General features: G+C 63.1%; 28 protein-coding genes. 11 read left to right on the top strand and 17 right to left on the bottom strand.

From position 1 onward, the window contains the following. Positions 1–220: 220 nt before the first annotated feature. The 3 genes from HAH_RS04620 to dapA all read right to left on the bottom strand — a co-directional run bounded on the left by HAH_RS04620 (position 221) and on the right by dapA (position 3,215). Entirely contained in the window at positions 221–1,051 is an 831-nt protein-coding gene (locus HAH_RS04620; protein ID WP_014039869.1) for a 2,3,4,5-tetrahydropyridine-2,6-dicarboxylate N-succinyltransferase, read from the bottom strand. 497 nt (positions 1,052–1,548) lie between these two features. Then, entirely contained in the window at positions 1,549–2,298 is a 750-nt protein-coding gene (dapB, locus tag HAH_RS04625; RefSeq protein ID WP_014039870.1) for a 4-hydroxy-tetrahydrodipicolinate reductase, read from the bottom strand. Further along, complete coding sequence (gene dapA, locus HAH_RS04630; RefSeq protein ID WP_014039871.1) at positions 2,295–3,215, bottom strand: 4-hydroxy-tetrahydrodipicolinate synthase; 921 nt, start codon at positions 3,213–3,215, stop codon at positions 2,295–2,297. Before dapA ends, dapB begins: the two co-directional genes overlap by 4 nt. 512 nt (positions 3,216–3,727) lie before the next feature. On the opposite strand from dapA, the gene HAH_RS04635 reads away from it, so the two are divergent. Then, a complete protein-coding gene (locus HAH_RS04635) occupies positions 3,728–4,381 on the top strand; it encodes a hypothetical protein (protein ID WP_014039872.1) in 654 nt (217 codons plus the stop codon). Positions 4,382–4,581: 200 nt separating this feature from the next. Then, on the top strand, positions 4,582–5,079 hold the full coding sequence (locus HAH_RS04640; protein WP_004516675.1) for a LabA-like NYN domain-containing protein: 498 nt from the start codon (positions 4,582–4,584) through the stop codon (positions 5,077–5,079). A gap of 133 nt (positions 5,080–5,212) precedes the next feature. On the opposite strand, the gene HAH_RS04645 is transcribed toward HAH_RS04640, so the two are convergent. After that, positions 5,213–5,395, bottom strand: a complete 183-nt coding sequence (locus HAH_RS04645) for a hypothetical protein (RefSeq protein ID WP_008310160.1) — start codon at positions 5,393–5,395, stop codon at positions 5,213–5,215. 587 nt (positions 5,396–5,982) lie between these two features. On the opposite strand from HAH_RS04645, the gene HAH_RS04650 reads away from it, so the two are divergent. Together HAH_RS04650 and HAH_RS04655 are read left to right on the top strand one after the other, a co-directional pair. Next, a complete protein-coding gene (locus HAH_RS04650) occupies positions 5,983–6,450 on the top strand; it encodes a PUA domain-containing protein (RefSeq protein WP_014039874.1) in 468 nt (155 codons plus the stop codon). 36 nt (positions 6,451–6,486) lie between these two features. Further along, positions 6,487–6,933 carry a hypothetical protein gene (locus HAH_RS04655; RefSeq protein WP_014039875.1) on the top strand — a complete coding sequence of 149 codons (447 nt, stop codon included), beginning with the start codon at positions 6,487–6,489 and terminating at the stop codon, positions 6,931–6,933. On the opposite strand, the gene HAH_RS04660 is transcribed toward HAH_RS04655, so the two are convergent. Further along, positions 6,934–7,884, bottom strand: coding sequence for an AEC family transporter (locus HAH_RS04660; protein ID WP_014039876.1), 951 nt, complete (start codon positions 7,882–7,884; stop codon positions 6,934–6,936). Positions 7,885–8,030: 146 nt separating this feature from the next. Between HAH_RS04660 and HAH_RS04665 the strand changes: the two genes are divergently transcribed. From HAH_RS04665 to HAH_RS04680, 4 genes are all read left to right on the top strand, one after another. Continuing rightward, positions 8,031–8,426, top strand: coding sequence for a nascent polypeptide-associated complex protein (locus tag HAH_RS04665; RefSeq protein ID WP_008310152.1), 396 nt, complete (start codon positions 8,031–8,033; stop codon positions 8,424–8,426). A 1-nt stretch (position 8,427) separates the two neighbouring features. Beyond that, on the top strand, positions 8,428–9,150 hold the full coding sequence (locus HAH_RS04670; protein ID WP_004962944.1) for a methyltransferase domain-containing protein: 723 nt from the start codon (positions 8,428–8,430) through the stop codon (positions 9,148–9,150). 76 nt (positions 9,151–9,226) lie between these two features. Next, positions 9,227–9,436, top strand: coding sequence for a hypothetical protein (locus tag HAH_RS04675; RefSeq protein ID WP_014039877.1), 210 nt, complete (start codon positions 9,227–9,229; stop codon positions 9,434–9,436). Positions 9,437–9,438: 2 nt separating this feature from the next. Next, positions 9,439–9,819: a hypothetical protein gene (locus HAH_RS04680; RefSeq protein WP_014039878.1), complete on the top strand. Its 381-nt coding sequence runs from the start codon at positions 9,439–9,441 to the stop codon at positions 9,817–9,819. Here HAH_RS04680 and HAH_RS04685 read toward each other — a convergent pair. The 3 genes from HAH_RS04685 to HAH_RS04695 all read right to left on the bottom strand — a co-directional run bounded on the left by HAH_RS04685 (position 9,800) and on the right by HAH_RS04695 (position 11,959). Further along, complete coding sequence (locus tag HAH_RS04685) at positions 9,800–10,411, bottom strand: hypothetical protein (protein WP_014039879.1); 612 nt, start codon at positions 10,409–10,411, stop codon at positions 9,800–9,802. The two genes, HAH_RS04680 and HAH_RS04685, sit on opposite strands and share 20 nt — an antisense overlap. Positions 10,412–10,420: 9 nt before the next feature. After that, positions 10,421–10,747, bottom strand: a complete 327-nt coding sequence (locus HAH_RS04690) for a transcription factor S (protein WP_005535365.1) — start codon at positions 10,745–10,747, stop codon at positions 10,421–10,423. 117 nt (positions 10,748–10,864) lie between these two features. Then, complete coding sequence (locus HAH_RS04695) at positions 10,865–11,959, bottom strand: DUF7139 domain-containing protein (protein WP_014039880.1); 1,095 nt, start codon at positions 11,957–11,959, stop codon at positions 10,865–10,867. Between the two features lie 129 nt (positions 11,960–12,088). Here HAH_RS04695 and HAH_RS04700 point away from each other — a divergent pair, with 129 nt between their 5' ends. After that, on the top strand, positions 12,089–12,376 hold the full coding sequence (locus HAH_RS04700) for a DUF5789 family protein (protein ID WP_014039881.1): 288 nt from the start codon (positions 12,089–12,091) through the stop codon (positions 12,374–12,376). Positions 12,377–12,526: 150 nt separating this feature from the next. Further along, positions 12,527–12,727 (top strand): hypothetical protein, encoded by a 201-nt coding sequence (locus HAH_RS04705; RefSeq protein WP_014039882.1) that lies wholly within the window; start codon positions 12,527–12,529, stop codon positions 12,725–12,727. Positions 12,728–12,825: 98 nt separating this feature from the next. Here the strand turns inward: HAH_RS04705 and HAH_RS19875 are convergent, their stop codons facing one another. The 9 genes from HAH_RS19875 to HAH_RS04740 all read right to left on the bottom strand — a co-directional run bounded on the left by HAH_RS19875 (position 12,826) and on the right by HAH_RS04740 (position 21,283). Beyond that, positions 12,826–12,990: a hypothetical protein gene (locus tag HAH_RS19875; RefSeq protein WP_023843175.1), complete on the bottom strand. Its 165-nt coding sequence runs from the start codon at positions 12,988–12,990 to the stop codon at positions 12,826–12,828. 89 nt (positions 12,991–13,079) lie between these two features. Next, positions 13,080–13,244, bottom strand: coding sequence for a hypothetical protein (locus tag HAH_RS19880; RefSeq protein ID WP_023843176.1), 165 nt, complete (start codon positions 13,242–13,244; stop codon positions 13,080–13,082). A 102-nt stretch (positions 13,245–13,346) separates the two neighbouring features. After that, the gene (locus tag HAH_RS04710) at positions 13,347–14,117 is read right to left on the bottom strand and encodes a creatininase family protein (protein ID WP_014039884.1); all 771 of its coding nucleotides are present in this window, start codon (positions 14,115–14,117) and stop codon (positions 13,347–13,349) included. A gap of 78 nt (positions 14,118–14,195) precedes the next feature. Continuing rightward, positions 14,196–15,893: a glycoside hydrolase family 13 protein gene (locus tag HAH_RS04715; RefSeq protein ID WP_014039885.1), complete on the bottom strand. Its 1,698-nt coding sequence runs from the start codon at positions 15,891–15,893 to the stop codon at positions 14,196–14,198. 97 nt (positions 15,894–15,990) lie between these two features. After that, a complete protein-coding gene (locus HAH_RS04720; RefSeq protein WP_014039886.1) occupies positions 15,991–17,073 on the bottom strand; it encodes a M24 family metallopeptidase in 1,083 nt (360 codons plus the stop codon). 211 nt (positions 17,074–17,284) lie between these two features. Next, the gene (locus HAH_RS04725; RefSeq protein ID WP_014039887.1) at positions 17,285–18,244 is read right to left on the bottom strand and encodes a nucleoside hydrolase; all 960 of its coding nucleotides are present in this window, start codon (positions 18,242–18,244) and stop codon (positions 17,285–17,287) included. A gap of 123 nt (positions 18,245–18,367) precedes the next feature. Beyond that, complete coding sequence (locus HAH_RS04730) at positions 18,368–19,381, bottom strand: alanine dehydrogenase (RefSeq protein WP_014039888.1); 1,014 nt, start codon at positions 19,379–19,381, stop codon at positions 18,368–18,370. A gap of 79 nt (positions 19,382–19,460) precedes the next feature. Beyond that, on the bottom strand, positions 19,461–19,733 hold the full coding sequence (locus tag HAH_RS04735) for a DUF7513 family protein (protein ID WP_023843177.1): 273 nt from the start codon (positions 19,731–19,733) through the stop codon (positions 19,461–19,463). Further along, positions 19,730–21,283: a Na+/H+ antiporter NhaC family protein gene (locus tag HAH_RS04740; RefSeq protein WP_014039890.1), complete on the bottom strand. Its 1,554-nt coding sequence runs from the start codon at positions 21,281–21,283 to the stop codon at positions 19,730–19,732. Before HAH_RS04740 ends, HAH_RS04735 begins: the two co-directional genes overlap by 4 nt. 329 nt (positions 21,284–21,612) lie before the next feature. Between HAH_RS04740 and HAH_RS04745 the strand changes: the two genes are divergently transcribed. Beyond that, entirely contained in the window at positions 21,613–22,365 is a 753-nt protein-coding gene (locus tag HAH_RS04745) for an IclR family transcriptional regulator (RefSeq protein ID WP_014039891.1), read from the top strand. Positions 22,366–22,414 lie beyond the last annotated feature (49 nt).

The raw sequence follows: 22,414 nt of genomic DNA on the forward strand, positions 1-22,414 counted from the left end.
CCGAGCGACACGCCGCCGTTGGCTCCCCTCCAGTCACTCAGCTTCGATACTCAACAACTCTTGACCGTGGCGTAGACTGTCTCAACTATCAGTCCGTCCACCAGATGCGCCCGCCGGACGAGGTGATGCCGAGAGCGCTCTCCACGGTCGAAACTCCATTGCTCGCGGGTCACTTCGCTCACCGTTCGCTTTACCGAGGGCCGCGCTTCGCGCGCCCTCGCTACTCCCGAAGCGCGTCTTCTCTCTCCGTCGCTTCCAGCGTCTCCTCCTCGACATCGGTCGCCACCACAGCGGGCTTGTACGCCCCGCCGGGAATCAGGTCGTTCTCGCCGACTGAAGAGTCGACGAAGCGCTGGAAGGCGCGCCGTTCCGGCGGCAGTTCGCCGTACAGTACCTCGTCCTTGACGAGATCGTAGACGGGAATCCGCGGCGTCAGGAGCGTGTTCTCACCGACAATCGAGCCTTCGCCAACGACGAAGCCGCTGGTGACGCGACAGCCAGCGCCCAGCGATACCTCGTCCTCAACGATGACTGGGGCGTTCTCGACCGGTTCGAGGACGCCGCCGATGAGCGTGTTCGCGCCGAGCTTGACGTTCTCGCCGATCTGGGCGCAGGAACCGACGGTGTCACAGGAGTCGATGAGCGTCCCGTCGCCGACGTACGCCCCGATGTTGACGAACGAGGGCGACATCATGATGCAGTCCTCACCGAGGTACGCGCCACGGCGGATGGTCGTGCCGTCCGGCGTGTTGCGGGTCCCGCGCTCGCCGAGGTCCTCAGTCTCCCGGAGTGGGAGCACGTCGTGGTAGTCGACGCCGCCGTACTCCCGGGCGACGGTCTCGCGCAGGCCGAAGTTCAGCAGAATGCCCTGCTTGACCCACGCGTTCGCCTCCCACTCGCCGCCAGACTTCTCCGCGGCGCGGACCTCGCCGGCTTCCAGCGCCGTGAGGAATTCATCGAGTACAGCGAGGTGGTCGTCGGTCGTGTCGGCCGCCGAGAGGCCGTCCTGTTTCCGTTGCCAGAGGTCGTCGATATCGGCTTCGAGGCTCATACCACCCGGTTGCGACGCCGGGGGCTTACCTATCGGGGTTTCGGGATGGGTGTGCTACCATGCCGCATTTTCCGTCTGTCGTTCTCTCAGTCGGACCCGCGGCCGGGGATGTACCCGCATTCCCGGCACATACTGATGCGCGGTGCCGTCGCTTCGAATTCACTGGAACATCGTGGGCAATCGGTCGCTGGTAGTTGTACGTGCTGGTTCGTAGCCATAGACGATACGCGGCAACTCCGACATATAAGGCTGACCGTGGTATTGAGAGAGGTATTCGAGTGTGTATTATCACATATTCATATTTTCCGAATACCGGGTGTCAATATGGTCGCCGCTCACCGATCCGTCGATAGTAACAATTGAAACGATTTACACACTGATCGCACTACAGTCGTCCGATCAGGTGTGCATTGATTTTCAACGGCTACTATAGAACCGCAATCAATTACGGCGAGTAGACCGCTGAAAACCGTCCCGTGTTTCCCCTCCGGTCTCCTTCAGGCGTCTACAACGTCGCCGAACTCGTACCAGCCGGCGTCGCAGCCGACGAGCCACGTCGCCGCGTCCAGTGCGCCGGCGGCGAACACACCGCGGTCCTCGGCCCGGTGGGAGAGCGAGAGGACTTCGTCGTTGCCGGCCAGTACGAGTTCGTGCTCCCCGCGAATGTCACCGGCTCGCCTGGCGAACACGCCGATTTCGTCGTCGTCGCGCGGTGCGTGCCCTTCCCGGCCGTACACCGGCTCTACGTCGCGCTCCTCTTGGATCACGTCGAGGATGCTGTTGGCCGTCCCCGACGGCGCGTCGACCTTGCGGTTGTGGTGGGTCTCCATGAGTTCGAGGTCGTAGTCGTCGAGCGTCCCGACGGCCTCGCTGACGAGGCGCTGGAGGACCTGAATTCCCTGCGAGAAGTTGGTCGCCTTCAGCAGCGGAACCTCCTCACTGGCGTCTCGCAGACTGGCCATCCCGTCCTCGTCGAAGCCGGTGGTTCCGACGACCATCGAGACGCCCGCTTCGACGCAGGCTTCGGCGACGGTCAGCGCACCCTCTGGGACAGCGAAGTCGACGACAACGTCCACGTCGTACTCCCGGAGCGCCTCGGCGGCATCGGCGAGGTCGACGACAGGGACGCCGTCGACCGCGTTGGTATCGCTGGTCGCAAAGCCGACCACGACCTCGCTGTCGGTGGCGGCCTCGATGACAGCGCCACCCATCTGGCCGGTGACGCCGTTGACCGCCACCCGCGTCATCGCTCGGCCTCCGCGTACTCGTCTTCGAGGTCTTCGGTTTCGAGCGTCGCGAGCACGTCACGCAGGTGGTCGAGGTGTTCGTCGGACAGGCGGGTTAGCGGCGAGCGGAGGTACGCCGGGCCGTAGCCTCTGATCCGCATTGCCTCCTTGACCGGGATGGGGTTCGTCTCGACGAACAGTGCGCGGAACAGCGGGCCGAGTTCGTGGTGAATCGCTCTCGCTCGCTCGAAGTCGCCGGACAGCGCCGCACCGACCATCGCGCAGGTGCGCTCCGGTTCGATGTTGGCCGAGACGGAGATACAGCCGGTCCCGCCGACCGACAGCATCGGTAGCGTCATCCCGTCGTCGCCGGACAGCACCGCGAAGTCCTCGTCCTGCGTGCGTTCGATGATCTCTGAAATCTGTCCCATGTCGCCGCTCGCAGCCTTGTAGGCCCGGATGTTCGGGTGTGCGGCGAGTTCGACCGCCGTATCCGGGTCGATGTTCTGGCCCGTCCGCGAGGGGACGTTGTAGACGATCTGTGGCAGGTCGACGGCGTCAGCCAGCGTCGTGTAGTGGTCGAGGAACCCCTGCTGTTCGGGCTTGTTGTAGTACGGCGAGATGAGCAACAGCGCGTCAGCGCCGGCCTCGGCGGAGCGCCGGGACAGCTCCAGCGCTTCCTTGGTGTTGTTCGACCCCGAGCCGGCGATGACCGGCACGTCGTCGACGGCGTCGATGACCGCCTCGACGACCTCGATGTGTTCGTCGTGCGAGAGCGTCGCCGATTCACCGGTCGAGCCGACCGGAACGAGGCCGTCGACGCCGGCGGATTCGAGCCGCTGGGCGTCCTCTTGGAGTGTTTCGAAGTCGATACTGCCGTCCTGGTGGAACGGCGTGCACATAGCCGGGAACACGCCGCGGAAGTCGATAGCTGTCATTGCTGAGTGTGTGGTGTCGCTGTGGGTTCGGTTGTCCGGTCGGAAACGGTGCGATAGCCGGCCGATACCGCCGGCTGTTGTGTGTCAAACGTCCTGACCCGAGACGGAGTCGCCACGTCCGCCACGAGTCGCTAAAACGTCGGCTTGCGTTTCGCACGGACGACGCCCTCACCGGGGAGCCACGAGGCGGTTCCGGACTGACGGCGTCGTCGCATGGTCGAGTAACCAAGCGTGACCGACTTAGCTTTTGTGTTCTCGCTGTCGCCTTTCACAGTGCATTCGAAGCCTTATCGAGTCGTCGCATGGAGACGGCGGGACCCCCCATCGTGTGGCAGTACGCCAGCGTTTCCCTCGGCTTGTCTGGGAGACGCTGCTGGAGCAGGCCCGACTGCATTTTGGTATTTGCGTCCTGTCTGAAACAAGCGGTCAGAGGTGTACACATTACATTCTGACAATAACACATAAGTATCGGTCACAAAACACATACTGCAAGGTACATAATATCGGCAGGTATGCGTCGAAGACACTATCTTTTAGCCACCTCCAGCGTCTTCGGATTCGCCGGCTGTTCGAGTACCAGCAGTGATCCGACCGAGACAGCTGCAAAAACGGAAACCGAGAACACTGAGCAACAAACAGCTGGAAATACCGAAGAGATGACAGAGCGTCAACTCAGTGGTCACATTCGGCCAGCTGAGAGTCCTGAGTCCCCGGTAAAAGAACTCTCGTGTGAGAAGGGCAACTTCACTCGCCACCCGCCAATGTATGACGAAGGCTCCGTTCCGTGGGGAGATACCGGGTATGTATCACTACGGATTGATGGGACAGCGTTTGAATACGGTGACACAGCCCAAATTACGCTGACAAACACGTCTGATAGCACCCTCACTCTGGGTCTTAAGTATCTGTACCAGATCGAACTGCTCACTGAAGATGGCTGGCAAGATGTCCGTGGACAGACCGGGGACGATGAGTTTCAATACGTGGATATGGGTACCGAGGCAGCGCCTGGGCAGGTATTTGAATGGTCGCTCCGTCTGACCGAAGAGGGGGTTGTTCCTGACGAGAAGGATTTTACTGTGTGTCCTGAACTCGTCTCCGGTCGGTATCGGTTCGTCTACTGGACAGTTACTCCGGTAGCAGTTGCGTTCGACCTCCAGAAGTAGGCTGTTTTGCGCTTGTCCGAGTGAAACACAGTGCTCACTAAGTTGACTGCACTCCTCGGTAGTAAGACCGTCTTATTGACATATTCTATCCACGGCTAGAGCTGCTGAAGCGACAACAACTGGTTAGTTGGGGCATAATTACGCCGTTCTTTCACGTTTGTATCCCGAAAGCATATTCGGGCCGATAGCCAATACCTGATATGACAGTTTCCCAGCCGGGACAGCGCGTGGCCGTACTGGCCGACGCGCAAAACCTCTATCACACTGCCCGGAGTCTTTACTCGCGGAACATCGACTACGAGGCACTACTGGAAGAGGCCGTTGACGGCCGCGAACTGACCCGCGCAATCGCCTACGTCATCCGCGCGGATTCGCCCGAAGAGGAGTCGTTTTTCGAAGCGCTCGTCGACATCGGCTTCGAGACGCGCATCAAGGACATCAAGACGTTCCAGGACGGATCGAAGAAGGCCGACTGGGATGTCGGGATGAGTCTCGACGCGGTCTCGCTAGCGAATCACGTCGATACGGTCGTGCTCTGTACCGGCGACGGGGACTTCGCTCGTGTGTGTCGGTATCTCCGCCACGAAGGCTGTCGCGTCGAAGCGATGGGCTTCGAAGAGTCGTCCTCCGAAGACCTCAAAGCGGCCGTTGATGGGTTCATCGATATGAGCGACGATTCCGACCGGTTCCTGCTATAGCCGACCCAGTGTGTGGGCGGTCGCTCCGGCGCTGTCTCCACCACTGGCCCAACCGTAACCGGAATAGCTTCCTGTGGCTCGACGGGCTCAGAGCTACTTGTGCTCGGGTTTCGAAGGAAAAGGCTCTCGGCGGTTAGACCGGGCGACCGTCTTCTGACGTTCCAACGAGGAGGGCTCCGGCGGCCAGCCCAAGTGCAGCCAGCGCTCCGGCAGCGGCCGGGATGCCGATGTCGATTGCCCCTGTACCAAGGATGAGCACGGTGCTGATCGCCAGCAGCGCAGCGCCCAGAATCACTTTTCGCGTGTCTGTAGCCATGTCACCCGTCACTTGGAAGTCATCCGGTATAAATTTCCCCAAAATCGACGGAGGAAAGTATGGTACTAGGAAGCAATGCCCACATCTTTCCTGAGAGACGCCACCGCTCCGGCCCGGCAGATCGGAAATTCCGGCCCACCTGCATAACTGAAGCAGCAAACACATCCCCGTGTAGTTCCCCCGACCAGTTGGGTCACAGAGACGGCGTGTTGCCACATGCTGAGGATAGTCGGTACACCCTCGCGCTCGTCACGGAACAGGCGCGAGATGGAGACCCACTGCAGTTCCAGGCGTCGTGGTCGGATCGCTGACCGCGGATCGGATACAGAGGCACACGCCCCGTGTACTCGGGCCGGGGCGACTGACGGAGCGAACCAATGGCATTCCGGTTCGGGACTCCGTCACCCATAGGGCCGGACCGGTGATTCGGAACGGATTGGGGGAGTGGCATTCACCATCGCCACACGATTTCGGTCGGCCGTGGTTCGGGCAGCCACGGTCGGGCAAACATTTCCTTTCGGACTGCGTCGAACAGTGGCACGGACAGAACCGAAAGGCGGTTTATCACCCGGCATCGAACACGGGCAATGAGTAACGACGAGTTCTGCGGACTCCGGCGCGCGGCCGACTACCAGTTCGGCGGTGGCGGCGGGACAGCGCTGTTCGCCGGCGCTGACGCCCTCGACGTAACACACACCAGCTCCGGCCGTCCGCGGCAGGTCCATGCCACGGATGGCCGGATCGCTACGTACGGCGACGACGGGCGCTTTCGGCTCGGACTCGCCGGCGGGAGCAGACTCCTCGATGCCTTCGACGGGCCGCGACACCGCGTGGTCGTCGGCGACGAGAGCGAGCCCTTCATCCGTGAGGGCCGCAACGCCTTCGCGAAGTTCGTCCAGTCCGCCGACAGCGCTCTCCGTCCGGGCGACGAAGCCCTCGTCGTCCACGAGGACGGCTATCTACTCGCCGTCGGTCGCGCGGAACTGCCCGGCAGCGGCATGGACGACTTCGAGACGGGCATGGCCGTGAAGGTCCGCCAGGGCGCAGAGAACTGACAGAAAGCATTTGCTGCTCCCTCCGGGACGAGCGGTATGCACCGCCGAACCCTCCTCGCCGCACTAGCGCTCGCCCCGATTGCCGGCTGTGTCGCGCCCGGTGACACCGCTACGGCGAGCGATCAGTCGACGCCCACCGCCACGCCGACCGCAGAACCGGCGCCGCCGACGATGACGGCGCCGCCCGACGACCCGATTCTGTTCGTCGTCCACAACGGCACGGACGACGAACTGACCGTCTCCGTCGCCATCACGCACGACGGGACAACGGTGCTCGACGAGACAGTGACGCTGGCCGCCGACGAGACTGCAGAGTACGACCCGGACATCCATGCGCCCGGAGCGTACGCGCTGACAGTCGCCGTCGACGGCGGACCGACCCGGAGCCGCGACCTCCCCATCGACCGCTACGACGTTCGGGCGGGGTCGAACCACTACGTAGAAATCTACCCGGACGACATTCAGATATTTGCCGAGGAGTAGTCACAGCACCAGTCCGGACTGCAGCAGCCACACGAGAACCGTCACCGTCACCGCGCTGACGACGGTCGTCAGGAACACGGTCGCGCTGACGAATTCGCCCGGCGAGCAGTCGCCAGTCTGATGGCTGAACGCGCCGACGAGGATGATGGTCGTCACGCCGGTCGGCGTCGCCAACAGGAGCACGACCACCCGCGCGACTGTCTGGTTCTGGAACCCGATTGCGAGCACCGCGGCAAACGCGAGCACTGGCGCCAGCAGGAGTTTCAACGCGCTGGCGATCCCGACCGACCGGAGATTGCTGTTCCCGTCGACGTTTGAGAGCTGGATGCCGAGAATGAGCAACATCACCGGAATCGAGGCGTTGCCAAGCAGTTCGAGTGTCTGCATCACCGTCGAGTCTGTGGGCGGCACCGCACCGATCCATCGGAGCGCGAGCGCGACAACGACAGCGTAGACGAGTGGGACACCGAACACGCGGCGCATGTCCGCCAGCGGGCTGCTGCCACTGCCCCGGGCGGCAATGTAGATGCCGAGCGTGTAGAGCATCACGCCCTGCAGCGCGGTCACGAGGACGGCCGTGCTGCGCCCGGTCGCGCCGAAGGCGAAATCCGCCAGTGGAATGCCGTAGTTCCCGGTGTTGGGAAAGATAGACACGAGGACAAACGCGCCCAGCAAGGGTTCCGAGTGGCCCGTGAGGCGACCGACACCCTCTGCGAGGAGGACCATTGCGGCGGTGAACAGCACGACAGCGAGGACGACGCTCAGAATCGTATTGCCGGCCAGCGAGGACGTTGTCAGGCTGTGGACCACCAGCGCGGGCGCGAGAACGTACACCGTGATGGTGTTGAGCGCGTCGGGGTCGGTGCCTTTCACCCGGCCGAGGGCGAAGCCGGCCGCAGCGACGGCGACGACCGGGAGGATGGCCGTAGCGAAGATCGTCAGCAGTGACACGGCGGGGATGGACGGGCGAGCCTTAGAATCGTTACGAAGCCGCGGGAGCGTGCCGGTTTCGGCCGGTCGACAGAACGGTACCGCGACGAACTTCGGCCCGAGCCCGGGTCGCTACGCTTTTCTGCCCTGCCCCGCCAGTCCTACGTATGTTTGGCGGAGGCGGCGGGATGAACCCGCGCAAGATGAAGCAGATGATGGAACAGATGGGCATCGACATGGAGGACATCGATGCGCAGGAAGTAATTATCCGCACACCTGACGAGGAACTCGTCTTCGACGACGCGGAGGTCCAGCTCATGGAAGCGCAGGGCCAGAAAACGTACCAGGTCGTCGGCGAGCCTGAGAGCCGCGAACTCGGCTCCGGCGAGGGCTCGGCCGCGGCGGCTGCGGATGATGCCGACGAGAGCGGTAGCGACTCCGGCGTCGACGAGGACGACGTCGAACTCGTCGCGATGCGGGCGGGCGTCGACGAAGACACTGCGCGAGAAGCGCTGGAAGCCAACGACGGCGACCTCGCCGACGCGGTCGACGAACTGGAGTAACGTGGCGTATCTCTTCGTCCACGAAGACCGCGAGTACCTGCTGGACCCCGGCGAGCGCTTCGAGTCCGACCTCGGTATTCTGGAGGTCCCCGAGGACGTGGAACCGGGCGATGTCGTCGAGACGCATCTAGGCACCGGTTTCACCGTCCGCCGACTGCGCGGCCCGGACCTGTTCACCCACCTCGAACGCACCGGCGCGCCGATGATGCCCCGCGACGTGGGGCTGGTCGTCGGCAAGACCGGCGTGGCAGCGGCGGACCGCGTCCTCGACGCCGGCACCGGGACCGGCATCCTCAGCGCGTACATGGGCCGCATTGGCGCTGACGTGGTCACCTACGAGCAGGACCCGGAGTTCGCCGAGGTGGCGCGACAGAACATGGAGATCGCTGGCGTCGCGGACACCGTCGAGGTTCGGACCGGCGACATCACCGACGACCTCGACGACCTCTCGGGCTTTGACGTGCTGACGCTCGACACCGAGGACGCCCCGACTGTGGTCGAGCGAACGCCGACGCTGCTGGACCGTGGCGGATCGCTGGCGGTGTACTCCCCGTTCGTGGAAAACACGCGCGAGGTCGTGGCGACGGCCACCGAGGTCGGTCTTGACGGCGTCGAGACGCTCGACACCATCCAGCGGGAGATGGACTTCGACGACCGCGGCTCCCGCCCATCGACCGGTGGCGTCGGGCATACCGGCTACCTGACATTCGCGCGGCGGCCCTGACGGCTTCTGTCAGGCTACCCAAACCCCTGTCGTTGGGGTCGACTTTAAACATGTAGTAGCACGTACACTGTACTGCATGAGCGAATCAGAAACGCCGATGGAGACGACAACCTGGCCAGAGCTCGCAATCGGACTCTACGACCGCCTGACCGGGCGCAACGCGGAAATAACGTACGACTTCGACGACATGGAAGTCGACGTCCCGAGCAAGGCCGGCGAGGACGCCGAGCACGCTCGCTGGCGAGTCGATGGCACGCTGACTATCACGACACGCGATAACGACTGACAGTGGTCACCACGGCGAAGGCGGTCGGCGATCTGTTCGACCAGGTCGAGCGAAAGCCGGACCTGCTCGTCGACGCCGACCTGACCGTCGAGCGCGACGGGGTCGCGTTCAGCGTCCGCGGGTACGACGACCTCGTCGCCGTCGACCTACCGTCTTTCGGGGCGGCGCTCACCCTCTGGCGGGACCGACCGGTCGAGGGAAGGGACGCCGCCGCGGCGCTGACTGTGGCCGGACTGACGGCTGAAATCCGCGTTCGTGGTGCGCCCGTGGCCCGCCTCGGCGCGGACGCCGTTCCGAGCTCGCTCGCGAAACGACTCGGTCTCGGGCCGATAGAACTGTTCCTCGACGGCACGCTTCTGGCGCTTACGCCACGGCGCGGATGAGGTCAAGCAGTTCGGACCGGTAGTCCGACGGCGTCCGCCGGAGCGCTTCCGGCGGATTCTCAATATCCAGGAGTGTCGCCAGCGACCGGTCGGGGTACGCGCCGGCGGCGATACGGAACCCCTCGCCGTGCCAAACGCCGACCCAGCCGGTAATCGACAGCGTCGCGTCGGCCGTTTCGAGGTCGAGTTCGGCGCTGTAGGTCCGGAGCCGCGCCCGGTCGCCGCTGTCGACGCGAACCCGCTCGCTCCGCCCGCGTTCGACGGACTCGAACCCTCTGTCGGCCAGTTCGTCGGCGAAGGCCGACTGAGCCTCCGAGCGGACTGTCGGGAGAATCACCGCCTGGCCGATACCCGGCGCGAGCGGCGGGGTAAACGACAGTGCGGTCGCGAAGAAGAACCGCCACTGGTGGTCGAGCCCGACCGCGTCCCGGACGGCTTCGCGTGTCTCGGCGGCGTCGTACACCTTCGTTGCCCCCTCGACGCGGGCCGTCGGCAACTGAAAGACAGTTTCGACGCTCTCGTCGACGAGCTCCCAGCCGCCGTCGCGCAGCCGGTCCGCGGGAACGTCCGGGAACGCGGGGTCAGTGGGCACGGTCCGGCCTCAGTGGTCGTCCTCTCGCCACTTGTGTTCGCACTCGGTACAGGTGAAAAAGCGCGTCTCGGACTCGTCGGCCGCGCGGATCTGTTTCATCTCGTAGAAGGCCCGCTCGTTGCCACACTCGGGACAGCGTGCGCCCGTCGTCGGTCCCATGTCTTCGGCGTCGACCTCGGAGGTGTCGACGACTTCCGACTCCTCCTGGCCCTGCGTGGTGACGGCCATCTCCTGTTCGGTCTCGGCGTTTCGAGCCTTTTCGTAGCCACAACTACCGCAGACCCAGCGCTCGTCGTCCGTTTTCATCATCGAACCGCATTCGTCGCAAAACTCCATTGTAGTACCACCGTTTGCCTGCCGACCGTGTTAAATACCCGGTTTCGCCCAGGCCGTTCTGTCGGTCCCCATCGCTGTGCAGTGCGGAAGCTTAGCAAAATCGGAGTGCCGACGGTATCAGTCGTTGCGAACCCACGCCGAACAGGGTTCCATGTCGTCCATGACCTCGCCGTGGAACGAACAGTACGGCTCGATATCGCCGTCCTGCATCACGTACTCGAAGTGCCGGCAGTTCCCGCAGTAGGTGTCCGGTTCGCCCTGGTGGACCGCCGTCTCGGTAATCGCGTCGTGCCCCGCCGTCGCCGTGCCACCGTCGGTCGATGTGGACCCTTCCGGGCCGGCCTCAGCTATTCTCGGGTCGAGCGCGTTCTCGGAAGGGCCGGTTTGCTCCGTTCCATGCGACGTGGTGTTCCGCTGACCGATGTTCGATCGAGGGGTCGCCTGACGGTCCGACTGTCCCTCTGTCGCTGTGCCGCTGTCCGACCGTCGCTTGGACCGCGTGCTGCGGTCAGACTGCGTGCCGCCCGTCGGCTGTCGACTGCGGCCGTTGGCCGTGCGCGTAGTGCCCGAGCGCTGTCCGGTCCCGCCGTCGCTGACAGCGCCCTCGTCGGTCGCACTCGCTCGGTTCGTCTGCGTCTCGACCGTGCCGTCCGGGTCCTGTCCGAAAAACCCGATGCCGCCCAGTCCCGGCAGCGTCCGGGCTTCCTCGACGAGACGGATCGTCCCTTCCTCGGTCACTTCCATGCGTGCCGTCCCGCCGGGGTCGTTTCGCGTCTTGAACGTCGCAAGCGACGCGAACAGGCACCAGAACGTCGTCACGATACCGGCGAAGTAGACGACGCCGGTGAGCAGTGCCAGCAGCGGGTCGCTGCTGGTCCAGCTGTAGGGATACAGCGACCGGAACAGCACGACGCCGACTGTTGCGACGCCCGTGCCACCGAGGGCGGTCAGCCGGATTCGACGACTGGCCGGTAACACCGCGAACACGCCGAGGATGACCGACGGCAGCCCGAGCCCGGCGATGACGCCGGCGATCCGCCTGGCTGCGTAGGCGTCCAGCCCGTATCTGTTTCCGATGCCGGTCGTTGCGAGCGCGATTGCCCCGACGAGTCCGGCAACACCAACGAGAAACAGGGCTGTCCCGACGAGTTGCTGGCGGCGCGATGCGACGCGCCCAACCTCCCCTTCGTACACGTCGGTGAGACTAGTCATGCAGTATACTACTGCTACATCCGATAAAACTACCCGTCAGACAGATGCATGACGCGGGCACGCGCGTGATTCACCAAGTGCGCGAGCCGTTCCGAAAGCACTAATCGGACCCACGGGAACAGTTCGGGTATGAGCGACGACGAAAGCGAGGACGCGGAGGAGCCGGCTGTCGAACTCGGCGACGGACCCGACGTTGCCGGTGCGCCGCTGGCCCGCGTCTCGGCCCGGCTCACCTGGGGCATCGAACACAGCACTATCGTCGACCGCGAGGGGGACACGACGATTCGGACGCCGGACGGCCCGCAGGAACTCGCAACGGTGCTCGAGGACGTCGACGTTCCGTACTTCGCCGACCGCCAGGAGTTCGAGAACGCGGTCCGGGACGTCATCGGGACCGGCCCCATCCCGACCGAGTGAGGGCGGGAGCGGACTTCTGTGGCACCAGCACGACCCATCCCAGTTACAACTGCTGTGATCTGTGCGGCGTGTGTTATCACCCCCTTATACTCGCGGTCCGATATCGCGTCGAACCACAGGCTTTGATAGCGTCTGTTGCGGAGACAGCGTGTGTTCCACAGAAGTGGCCTCTCCTGGAAAGAGCGTGCCGCCTTCGCTGTCTGGGGACTCGGGGTATTCATCGTCCTCCGGACTCTGTACGACGTATTCGGCGTGGCAGGGCGAGAACTAGCTATCGCGGCTGGTGTCCTGGTTTTTGGCTCGTTCTACAGCGTCTTCATGCCAGTCTGGCGGCGGTTCTCAGCGGAATGACTCACACGAAGAACCGGCGGGACGGACACAGCGGCGTCACCGTTCCGACGCAGTTGGATCCACTATCGTAACGCCACAACGCAACAGTTTGCTACCTGTTACCGCATATTTTCGAGCGCATACACCGTGTCGGAGATGAGCCATTCCGTCTCACAATCGGCGTGCTCGATACTGAGCGCGTTGAAGGTCTCTCGTCCGTCATCAACCGTTATTTCGAACGCTCGGCTACGAAGCGACTCGGGATGGGGACTCGGTGGGGACACACATCTCCATCATAGAGTGGGACCGATAAACGAGTCGATTCGCCGCGACAGGCCCATTACGCGCCGATTGGCCGCCGTCTGGCGATTGGTTATGAATCGCCCGACTCGCTCACTTCGGCTCTGCCGCGGTGCTTGCCGAACAGGTACGCGGCCACGACGAGTGCGAGGGGAACGACGAGAAACATCCCCATCGTGACGAGCATGACGACCATTTCAGTAGTACCGGGCATCCCGGGAAACAGGAGGAGGGCCATACGCCCCGTACATCCGCCTGTCTCAAAAGTCCAACTCAGGGTCCACTGTTTAGCGTCGGGTACGCAGACCGGGAATCGCGTTCTACCACCGGCAGCCCCGCGTTAGACGTGTGGCTCCGGGAGCAGGTCGTCGAATGCCTGTCCGTCCAGCCATTCGCAGAGCCTGACGAGCTGTTCGGTCGCGGCCTCGAACATCTCCGCCCCCTTCTCGGCCGTGGCGTCGGTCTGGTCGCCGAGAACACCATTGCCAGTGTTATCAGCGGCATCGTAGAAGGTCCGCGAACCGTACTTCTTTGTCTCCGCCGCCTCGACGCTCGGAATCCCGCCGTCCCGTGCGTCTTCGAGGCGGTCGTCGTGAACCAGTTCGGCGCGCAAGTGTTGGATCATGGCCGTCTCCTTCGGCCCGCCGTGTGGCCCGTTCTGCTCGAACAGGTCGTCCACGAGGTCCGGAATGCTCTCGTCCCACATCCACTCGATGGCGTACAGCACTTCGTCGTCCCGGAGCCGCCGGCCGACCTCCCGGAGGTGCTCGACGTTCCCGCCGTGGGCGTTCACGTAGATGACCCGGTCGATGCCGTGGTACGCCAGGTTCCGGGTGAACGACTCGACGTAGTCGCGAAACACCGGCGCGTCGACCCACATCGTCCCGTTGAACTGTCTGTGATGGGGGCTCACGCCGACGTTGATGGTCGGGGTGCAGAGGTAGCCAGTCCTGTCGGCGGCTTCTCGGGCGAAGGCTTCCCCGATGAGATGGTCCGTCGCCAGTGGGAGATGCGGCCCGTGTTGCTCTGTCGACCCGAGCGGGACGAGCGCGAGCGACTCCGTCTCGAAATAGTCGCCGAGGTCCGGCCAGGTCTCGTCGGCAAGGTACATACCACTGCTGGTGACGGACGCGTCTTGAATCTGTGCTTCGCCACGGCCCCGCGGCGGGATTCAGGTAGTACGAAGGACTCAGTCGAACAGCTCGTAGACGCGAGCCTCGTACGGCGCGAGCGTCACCGTTTCCGGGTTCTGGTCGTCGTGGTCGTAATTGCACTCTCGCAGCGTCGCATCGGCGTACTCGACCGGCAGGTCGAAGGTTTCCGTCGCGTCGTCGAAGTGCAGGACGACGAGGACTTTCTCGGTTCCCGAGTCCGTCGACAACGACCGCGTGAAGGCGAAGACGGTTTCGTGGTCGGGGAGCAGGTCGGTGTAGTCCCCGTACACGAGCACGTCTCTGTCGGAGCGTAACTGGATGAGCCGCTGGTAGTAGCTGTAAACGGAGTCCGGATCGGCCTGCTGGTCGGCCGCGTTGATCTCCCTGTAGTTCGAATTGACCTGAATCCAGGGGTCGCCGTCGGTGAAACCGGCGTTTCTCGAGTCGTCCCACTGCATCGGCGTTCGGGCGTTGTCGCGGGTCCGGTAGCCGACGATATCTTTCACGTCATCGTACTCCTCGACCCCGTCTCGGTCGAGTAACTCTCGCGCGTGGTTGATAGCGTCCACGTCGCGGAGGTCGTCCATCGTCTCCCAGTCGGCGTTCGTCATCCCGAGTTCCTGCCCCTGATAGATGTATGGCGTGCCACGGAGCGTGAGGATGAAGGTTCCGAGTAGCTTTGCGGATTCCCGGCGGTAGTTCTCGGGGTCGCCGTAGCGGGAGACGCTCCGCGGCTGGTCGTGGTTCTCCCAGTACAGCGTGTTCCAGCCGTCCGCCGCCAGCCCGTCCTGCCAGCGGCCGATGATACGCTTCAGTTCCGGCAGGCTCCAGTCACCGACAGACCACCGCTCGCCGTCAGCGTAATCGAGTTTCGTGTGCTGGAAGTGAAACGCCATGTCCAGCGGGCCGTCTGTGTCGGCGTACTCGAGAGCCGATTCGACGGTGAGCTGTGGCATCTCCCCGACGGTCATCACGTCATAGTTCGATAGCACTTCCTCGTCTAACGCCGTCAGGTACGACAGCATCTCCGGGCCGTCGATGAAATGCTCGGCGCCGACCCACTCGCTGTCCGGGTCGCCGTCGGGCAGCCCCTCGACTTTCGACAGAAGGTTGATGACATCCATCCGGAAGCCGTCGATGCCCTTCTCCAGCCACCACTCGATGGTGTCGAAGATGTCCGTCCGGACCGAATCGTTGCGCCAGTTCAGGTCCGGCTGTGAGGTGTCGTACAGGTGGAGGAAGTACTCGCTGCGCTCCTCGTCGTACTCCCACGCGGAGCCCCCGAAGAAGGACTCCCAGTTGTTCGGCGGCACGGGGTCGCCGTCTTCATCTGTCCCGCCCTCGCGCCAGATGTAATAGTCCTCATACTCCGGGTCGCGCTGGCGGGATTTCCGAAACCACTCGTGCTGGTCCGACGTGTGATTGACGACGAGGTCCATGACGAGCCGCATATCCCGGTTGTGGACCTCTTCAACCAGCGCTTCCCAGTCGGCCATCGTCCCGAACTCGTCGTAGATGGCCTGATAATCGCTGATGTCGTAGCCGTTGTCCTTCTGGGGAGAGTCATACACCGGGTTGAGCCAGATGACATCGACGCCGAGGTCGGCGACGTAATCCAGGCGCTTGATGATGCCCTGCAAGTCGCCGACGCCATCGCCGTCGCTGTCGTTGAAGCTCCGGGGATAGATCTGGTAGACGACTGCTTCCTTCCACCAGGCGCGCGCTGCGGTCATACACAGGGGTAGCCTGACACGTCGCTTAAATCCACGGGTTCATACAACACCCGTTGTAAACTGCTTACCTTGCCGGGCAATGGGGGACCCAGTACCGCTACAACTCTAGCACCGTGTGTCGCGGCAGTTCGAGGTCGTAGCCGACCGCCGAAACCGTCTCAGTCGGCCAGTCGCCGGTCCCGGACAGCAGTTCGATGTCGTCGTCGGAGACGAGATACGTGTCTTCGCTCTTTGTCCCGTCGATAGTCGGGTTCCAGGCGTACCCATGTGGCAACGCGACCTCGCCCTCATGTCCAGGCGTGGCGATCCACTCACGGCCGGCGAAGCCCGTTGCGCCGCCCTGATGATGGTTCTGCCACTCACCCTCCCAGCCGACCGCGGCGTAGGCGTCCTGAATCGCGTCGAAGACGTCGCCCGCTGTGCCGCCACCCTGACCGACCACCTGTGTCGCGGCCAGCGCAGTGGTCTCGACGCGGGCGGCCTTGTGGGTTCGCTCCATGAGCCACTCCGGCGGGTCGAACGCGACCGCCCGGGTGGTGCTGACGTGGAGCCCGTCTCGCTGGACGGTCACCGATATGAGCGCGTAGTCGCCGAGTTCAGTGTCAGTCGAGGTGTAATGGCGGTATAATTGCGCCCGCTCGGCGCTGCCAACGAGCACGACGGGCGTGGCGATGCCCCGGCCTTCGAGCTTCTGTCGAAGCACCGCGGTCACATCGAGTTCGGTATGCGAGGGTTCGACTTTCCGCGCGACAGCCTCGACTGCTTCAGCCGTGTCTCGCGCGAGGTCACGGCACTGCTTCATCTGGGTCTCGGTCAGCGGCTGTCGGAGTTGTGTGGCGTCGACTGACTCGAAGCCGGGGACATCGAAATCAGCCGCCGCCGGGGCCGGACTCGCATCAGCAACAGCCTCGGCCAGTGACTCCGCGTGCCAGTCGAACGTCGCAACGGTCACATCGCCGTCGAGTTCCTCGTCACGGAGCCGCGGCGCTTCGATGTTATTGGCGACGACCCGTACGCCGTCGCCGTCGTAGCCCGCGGCGGCGACGCCGATGTCACCCTCCCGGTCGACGACATTGTCGCCTCCCCCTGTGAGCCATGCGAAGGAGTTCGGTCGGGCGAACCAGACGGCTTCGAGTCCCGCTGTCCGGAGATACTGGTCGAGTCGGTCTGTGAGCGTCATACCCTGACATCCCGCCGGCCCCAGTAAAAACCAGGGACAACACGCGACAACAGGACTGGCGCCACAGGTCTCCCACAGCGGCAATTACGACACATATCTTGCTCCTATCGTGTTCGACGCCGCTCCTGATACTGCCGGCTGTAACTATTTCAAGAGATTCGCCACCCCGAAGTGGCGATATTCTTCACAGACTTACAGCCGGCAGTATGACTCACTCGGCGATGCCGCTGTCAGGGTCCCGGGACTGGAGCAGCGAGTACATGACGGACTGGAAGGCGTCGCTGTCGACGGATTCTACGACATGGGTGTTCGGGTCCCCGTCGGTCACACCGTTGACGTCGACGCTGGTGTACCCGCGGGTGAGCCCGTCGCGGTCGTCCACCGCGACGTGGTACGTCGACACCGCCTCGCGGAGTTCCGGATACGCCAGCAGCGCGGCGGTGACGCTGTCCGGGAGTGCCGTCCATCCGGGGTCATCGGGGCCCTCGCTGTTGAACGCCCGGGCCTGCTCGGTTACCGATTCGAAGAACGACGCCAGTTCAGTGTCGAACGCCGACACCGCCTCGAACTCGGAGGAGCCAAACACTGCGTCTCGAAGACACACGCCCCAGTCGACGAGCGTCACCTCGAAGGCGTCGAACACGCGTTTGGCAGCGTCGGGGTCGACCCACAGATTGAATTCCGCGGCAGGAGTGACGTTCCCCTCACAGTTGACGTTCCCGCCCATCACCCACACCTCATCGACAAGCTCCGGAAGTTCAGGCTCGCGGGCGTACGCCAGCGCCAGATTGGTCAGCGGGCCGATGCAGAGCAGCGTGATTTCGCCAGGGGCCGCCCGACAGCGGTCGACGATCTTGTCGGGGCCAAACCCTGCCGCCGACTCGATACCGGTGTCGGGGAACACGTCCCCGCCGAGGCCGTCCTCGCCGTGAATGTACGTCGCGTGTTCGAACTCCTTGAGAAGCGGCTGTCTCGCCCCTTCGTAGACGGGTACGTCGAGAGAATCGGCGATATCGAGCGTGTACTTCGCGTTCTCGATCTCTCTGTCGAAGGGCACGTTGCCGGCGACGACCGTGATAGCTTCGACGGTAACTCGGTCACTGAGACAGGAAAGGAGAATCGCCTGTGTGTCGTCGCCCGCGGTGTCCGTATCGATGATGACGCGTCGCATACGCCCTCGTCGTATGGCACATATAAATCGTTCCGGGACACAACTGCGTGCCACAGTTGTCTGTGCGACACTCGATAGCGGTGGGTGAACGGCCAACTGCTACGATACTGCAGACCGCCGGGGTTACACCATTTCGAGGCGGTAGCCGCTGTCGTCACCGAGCGATTCGTACACGATGCGTGCGGCAGCGATGTCCTGAATCGCGAGCCCGGTCGAGTCGAAGACGGTAATCCCGGACAGGTCCTCGCGGCCCGGCGCGTTCCCGACGACGATCTCGCCGAGTTCGGCGTCGATATCCGACTCGTCGATTTCACCCGTGCTCCAGGGGACGTTTATCTCGCCGGAGTGGGTCGTCTGTTCGAAGTCGTCGATGACGAGGGTCGCCTCGCGGATGACCTCCGTGTGGAGTTCCTGCTTCCCTTCGGCGTCGGCACCCATGGCGTTGACGTGGGTGTGTTCCCCGAGGTCCTCAAGCGTGACGATGGGATCTTCGACCGGCGTCACGGTCGAGAGAACATCACACTGGGCCGCCTCGGAAATCGTGCCGGCTCGCACGTCGAACTCGTCGCCGAAGGTGTCGATGAACCGCTGGACGCGGTCGTCGTCGAGGTCGCTGACGACGACGGATTCAATCGGTCGCACCTGCGAGATGGCCTCCAGTTGCGTGTAGGACTGGACGCCGGCACCGATGATGCCCAGCGAGGACGCGTCCTCGACGGCGAGGTGGTCCGTCGCCACGGCGGCGGCCGCCCCGGTTCGCTTCATCGTCAGCGTCGTGGCGTCCATCACGGCAAGCGGGAAGCCGCTCTCGGGGTCCGTGTACACGAGCGTCCCCATCACGGTCGGCAGGTCGAACTCGTCGGGGTTGTCCGGGTGAACGTTCACCCACTTGATGCCCGACGCCTCCCAGTCGTCCGTTTCGAGATAGGCCGGCATCGACCGGAAGTCCCCGTTGTGCTGTGGCAGGTCGATGTAGGACTTCGGCGGCATCTGCGCCGTGTCGTTTTCGTATGCGGCGAACGCGGCCTCGATGGCCGGCACGAGGTCGGCCATCTCGACGGCCGCCTCGATGTCCGTACTGGGGACGATAGTCGTCTGATTGTCCTGTCGTGCTGTCGAATATAGTGAGTTGCTCATAGTGGTTCGAATCTGTGATATCGGTTTATTCGATCGCGCTATACTGATTCAATGTCCGTCTCGGCGCTCGTTGGCAATCCTAGAACGACCCCTGAGACAGCGTTTTGAGGTGGGTGAGACGGCCGCGGTGCTCCGCGTCGTCGAACGATTCGACCTTCGCGAGGACGCGACAGCCGACGATGTCTGCCTCACCGTTCTCGAAGTAGAGGCGGGTCTCGCCGACCAGTGCGACCAACTCGCCGGATTCCTCGTCGAGTTCCGTGACGTACACCTCTATCTCTTCGCCCGCCTCGAACGTCGGCGTGGTCGTCCTGAAGGACATTCCGGTGAGGAACTTACTGAATATGCTCATAGACGGGTCACATCCTTGGATTTGCGGTCAGTGGTGTATTCGAGCCCGAAGCCGGTCAGTGCGGAGAGCAGGAACACACCGAACAGGAACCAGCCGTGGAAGACGTACGGCCACACCTGCACGGGGTTGACGACCATCGCACTGGTGAACCACTCGTACTGGTTCGGGAGGCCTTGCAGCGTCGCGAAGCCGATGAGCACGCCGCCGCCCCACGGGAAGATGTACCCGAGCGCCGAGGTGTTCGCGTCGAGGATATTCGCTCGACGGTAGCTGTTGATGTTGTACCGCTGGCCGATGCGGGCGATGTACGGCGCGATCGCGATCTCTGCGGCCGTGTTGATCGTGATCATCGAGTTGACGAGGGCAGTGCCGACCACCATCGTCGTTTCGGCCTTGCGAACGCCCGTTGCGACGTTTTCGAGGAGCCACTCCTGGATCGCCTCGAAGCCACCGCCACGGATCATGATCTCTGACCCGGCAACGATGAGCAACACGAGAACGATTAGCGGGAAGAACCCGGCTGCACCGTTGTAGATCGACCCGGTGACGCCAGCGTTTTGCGGCGCGACCACTTCCGCGATGGGAAGCGAGCCAGCCCAGCTTGCGGCCGAAGACGTTTCCGGGACCTTGAACAGCAACACGGCACTCAGCGGTGCGAGACCGAAGACGATGTTGAAGGCAACGGCGACGACGAGGCCCCACGAGATCGCCTCGACGATGTGTCGGCCCATGACTGCCGTCACAATGACGACGAGCATGGAAATGAGATGCAACAGTCCCGCCGGCTCGCTGTTCTGGACGAACAGGTCCTGTGCCTGCTGGGAGATGTCCAGCCCGGGCATCGCGTTCCCGGCGAAAACGTACGCCGCGAGCGCCAACACCGCAGCGATGATGGCGTACTTGAACCGCGAGGCGACGACGCCGCCGATGTCGGCGTCCTGTGTCACCGCACTCACGATTGTCGTATCACTGACCGGTGCCAGGTTGTCGCCGAAGACAGCCCCTGAGAGAATTGCTCCGAACAACAACACCGGATTCGCACCGAGCAGGATGCCGGCCGGGAAGAACAGCGCCGAGAAGGCGACTGCCGCGCCGTACCCGGTGCCGATACCGGTCGTGAAAAGCGCAGCGAGGATGAAGGTGGCGGCGGGGAACAGCGCGCCCCCGACTTCGGCCGCGTTCGCTGCCCAGACGAGTCCGCCGACGAAGCCACCTGCCTGCAGCGTGTTCGAGAACATCCCTGCCCAGAGCCACGCGACGACTGCCGTCGCGGCGACCCGCTTTGTCATCCCATCGAAGATGGTGTTCGCGTAGTTCTTCCAGTCTCCCTTGGCGAAGAACATCCCGACGATGAGCGCCACGAGCATCCCCGCGACGAGTCCAGTCGTGTCCCCGATACCGAACAGGCCACTCTGGACAATTGCCCACAGGATAAACAACCCTATGGGAATGACGCTCATCCACCGTCCGCCGTAGAACTCGATTGCTTCGACGTCCGGACCAGAGATCTCCTCGATCTCTGTCCCATCGCCACTATCCGTGTCTGACATGCATTCTGTGCCTCGTCAGATACACACGCAAAAGATCATGATAATAACTATCTCTCCGGTAACAAATCACAGGAGCCGTCTCTGGTGAAGTCTTGTCTCGTTCCGGCCGCTGTAGCTATATAAAAGTCCACTTCTATTGGATCTGGGACAGCATCCTAACCTTATATATCGCACAAATCCCGGAAGACGTACTAATTTCGGGCGTGAGATTATAAAATATAGCTATAGGTAATCACACTCTCAGTAGATATCACGTTTGCACATAATATCCACAGAACCGGTTCCACTATGTCCGGACCTTTTTATATTACTATCAAGTCCACAGTGGTATGGACAGCTCTAGCGGTCGTCGTCTCCAGACGACCGAAACCTCCCTTGCGATCATCGATGCGGTAAACGAGCTGGGGGAGGCTCGAATGAGTGAGCTTGCGGACCGGCTGGACCTCTCGACGAGTACCATTCACGTTCACCTCAAGACACTCTTGGATCAGGAGTATCTGGTCAAACGGGGCGAGCAGTACCGACTCGGTATGAAGCTGTTCCACCTCGGAGAGGGCGCTCGGACCCGAAACGAGTGGTACGAGGTTGCCCGTCGCAAAACACACGAACTCGCCGATAGCTGTGGCGAGGAGGTCACGTTCGCCGTCGAGGAGTACGGGCGTGCGATAACGCTGTTCAACGTCGTCGCTAACGTCCCGTCGAAAGGGTTCCAGGTGGGCCGGTACTACTACCTGCACAACTCGGCAGTCGGCAAGGCGATTCTCGCCGCGTTGCCGGAGACCCGAGTCAACGAGATTCTCGACCGGTGGGGGCTGCCAGCCGAGACAGAGTATACTGTCACGGACCGGGAAACCCTCATGGAAGACATCGAACGCACGAACGAGCGCGGCTATTCGGTGAACGATCAGGAAGCGGTCGAGGGGCTTCGCTCGGTCGGCGTACCGGTCACCGCCCCACACGGCGGCGTCCTCGGCGCACTGGACATCTCCGGCCCGCTGTATCGGCTGCCGCCGAACGAAGAACTCGCGTCGATGCTGCAAGACGTTGTCGAGGAGTTGGAGTCAGAACTCGGAGTGGAATAGGCATTCGGTTGCGCTCGCGGTCCCGGAGGCGTTCAGCCGCGCTTGGGGT

Source organism: Haloarcula hispanica ATCC 33960 (assembly GCF_000223905.1).
Classification (GTDB): domain Archaea; phylum Halobacteriota; class Halobacteria; order Halobacteriales; family Haloarculaceae; genus Haloarcula; species Haloarcula hispanica.

What these genes read in the sequence shown, in the direction of transcription:
- HAH_RS19880 (WP_023843176.1), bottom strand. Translation starts at nt 13,244, where the DNA reads ATGGCCCTCCTCCTGTTTCCCGGGATGCCCGGTACTACTGAAATGGTC.
- HAH_RS04620 (WP_014039869.1), bottom strand. Translation starts at nt 1,051, where the DNA reads ATGAGCCTCGAAGCCGATATCGACGACCTCTGGCAACGGAAACAGGAC.
- HAH_RS04650 (WP_014039874.1), top strand. Translation starts at nt 5,983, where the DNA reads ATGAGTAACGACGAGTTCTGCGGACTCCGGCGCGCGGCCGACTACCAG.
- HAH_RS04645 (WP_008310160.1), bottom strand. Translation starts at nt 5,395, where the DNA reads ATGGCTACAGACACGCGAAAAGTGATTCTGGGCGCTGCGCTGCTGGCG.
- HAH_RS04720 (WP_014039886.1), bottom strand. Translation starts at nt 17,073, where the DNA reads ATGACGCTCACAGACCGACTCGACCAGTATCTCCGGACAGCGGGACTC.
- HAH_RS04635 (WP_014039872.1), top strand. Translation starts at nt 3,728, where the DNA reads ATGCGTCGAAGACACTATCTTTTAGCCACCTCCAGCGTCTTCGGATTC.
- HAH_RS04665 (WP_008310152.1), top strand. Translation starts at nt 8,031, where the DNA reads ATGTTTGGCGGAGGCGGCGGGATGAACCCGCGCAAGATGAAGCAGATG.
- HAH_RS04675 (WP_014039877.1), top strand. Translation starts at nt 9,227, where the DNA reads ATGAGCGAATCAGAAACGCCGATGGAGACGACAACCTGGCCAGAGCTC.
- HAH_RS04740 (WP_014039890.1), bottom strand. Translation starts at nt 21,283, where the DNA reads ATGTCAGACACGGATAGTGGCGATGGGACAGAGATCGAGGAGATCTCT.
- HAH_RS04725 (WP_014039887.1), bottom strand. Translation starts at nt 18,244, where the DNA reads ATGCGACGCGTCATCATCGATACGGACACCGCGGGCGACGACACACAG.
- HAH_RS04640 (WP_004516675.1), top strand. Translation starts at nt 4,582, where the DNA reads ATGACAGTTTCCCAGCCGGGACAGCGCGTGGCCGTACTGGCCGACGCG.
- HAH_RS04745 (WP_014039891.1), top strand. Translation starts at nt 21,613, where the DNA reads ATGGACAGCTCTAGCGGTCGTCGTCTCCAGACGACCGAAACCTCCCTT.
- HAH_RS04735 (WP_023843177.1), bottom strand. Translation starts at nt 19,733, where the DNA reads ATGAGCATATTCAGTAAGTTCCTCACCGGAATGTCCTTCAGGACGACC.
- HAH_RS04690 (WP_005535365.1), bottom strand. Translation starts at nt 10,747, where the DNA reads ATGGAGTTTTGCGACGAATGCGGTTCGATGATGAAAACGGACGACGAG.
- HAH_RS04710 (WP_014039884.1), bottom strand. Translation starts at nt 14,117, where the DNA reads ATGTACCTTGCCGACGAGACCTGGCCGGACCTCGGCGACTATTTCGAG.
- dapB (WP_014039870.1), bottom strand. Translation starts at nt 2,298, where the DNA reads ATGACGCGGGTGGCGGTCAACGGCGTCACCGGCCAGATGGGTGGCGCT.
- HAH_RS04655 (WP_014039875.1), top strand. Translation starts at nt 6,487, where the DNA reads ATGCACCGCCGAACCCTCCTCGCCGCACTAGCGCTCGCCCCGATTGCC.
- HAH_RS04730 (WP_014039888.1), bottom strand. Translation starts at nt 19,381, where the DNA reads ATGAGCAACTCACTATATTCGACAGCACGACAGGACAATCAGACGACT.
- HAH_RS04715 (WP_014039885.1), bottom strand. Translation starts at nt 15,893, where the DNA reads ATGACCGCAGCGCGCGCCTGGTGGAAGGAAGCAGTCGTCTACCAGATC.
- HAH_RS04700 (WP_014039881.1), top strand. Translation starts at nt 12,089, where the DNA reads ATGAGCGACGACGAAAGCGAGGACGCGGAGGAGCCGGCTGTCGAACTC.
- HAH_RS04695 (WP_014039880.1), bottom strand. Translation starts at nt 11,959, where the DNA reads ATGACTAGTCTCACCGACGTGTACGAAGGGGAGGTTGGGCGCGTCGCA.
- dapA (WP_014039871.1), bottom strand. Translation starts at nt 3,215, where the DNA reads ATGACAGCTATCGACTTCCGCGGCGTGTTCCCGGCTATGTGCACGCCG.